The organism is Oleiphilus sp. HI0117 (genome assembly GCF_001635235.1).
In genome coordinates this window covers 1-917 of sequence record NZ_LWGA01001342.1, presented here as the reverse complement: position 1 = coordinate 917, position 917 = coordinate 1, and the positions used below count along the sequence as shown (strand labels likewise).

At 45.4% G+C, this 917-nt stretch carries 2 protein-coding genes; one reads left to right on the top strand and one right to left on the bottom strand.

Annotation, left to right across the window (positions count from 1 at the left end; all coding sequences use genetic code 11):
- Positions 1 to 353: PUA domain-containing protein (locus A3757_RS23155; protein WP_369819599.1), on the top strand; the 353-nt coding region annotated here is incomplete at its 5' end.
- Positions 354 to 417: 64 nt separating this feature from the next.
- On the opposite strand, the gene rpsT is transcribed toward A3757_RS23155, so the two are convergent.
- Positions 418 to 684: a 30S ribosomal protein S20 gene (gene rpsT, locus A3757_RS23150; RefSeq protein WP_068511686.1), complete on the bottom strand. Its 267-nt coding sequence runs from the start codon at positions 682 to 684 to the stop codon at positions 418 to 420.
- Between the last annotated feature and the right edge of the window lie 233 nt (positions 685 to 917).

The window sequence follows — 917 nt, the reverse complement described above, 5'->3', positions numbered from 1 at the left end:
GTACTATGATGCTGCCTTCAACCTCAAGACAAGTTGCGCGTAAGCAATGGTTGGCAGGGCATCTCCAGACAGCAGGTAATTTGGTGCTTGATGATGGGGCTGTGGCAGTGCTAGAGCGTGGTGGTAAAAGTTTACTGTCTGTCGGGGTTGTTTCGGCAAGTGGTCGTTTCAAGCGTGGTGATATGGTCTCGTGCAAAGATAGTTCTGGCAGGGAATTTGCGCGAGGCTTAGTAAATTATGATGCGCCAGATGCGAAGAGGATTCTAGGTAAGTCGAGTGACGAAATCTTATCGATTCTAGGCTTTTGCCATGAAGCTGAGCTTATTCATCGTGATAATCTTGTGTTGCTTTGAGATGCTAAACTTCAGGCATAAAAAAACCGGCGTTTGCCGGTTTTTTTATGCCTGAGAGCGAAGCTTAAGCTTTAAGGGCTTTAACTTGTGCGTTCAGGTTGCTCTTGATGCGAGCGGCGCGGTTTTTAGGGAAGATACCCTTGTTTACCATGCCGTCGATAATTGGCTGAGCAGTTAGGAAAGCTGCTTGTGCGTTATCGTAGTTTCCGCCAGCAATTTCAGCGTCTACTTTTTTGATGTAAGTTCTAACCATTGAACGTTGGCTAGCATTGTGTTGGCGGCGTTTCTCTTGCTGACGCGCGCGCTTTTTTGAAGATGGGGAGTTGGCCACCGTGTTGCTCCTAAATTTCGCGGATTACTAAAAAATTAACTGGGAGCGCTTACACTTGATGTTGCTGAAAAGTGCTCGATCCCAGTTCATATAAAAATGACGCGAGACTATGCCGTTTTATTAGTCCTTTGTCAATAGTCTATGCTTAGACTTACTTGCTTTACTTAAGCGACCATTTTATTCAGCAGGTTTTCACATACCTTCTGGTTCATATACTTGGGCACTGGGTAGTT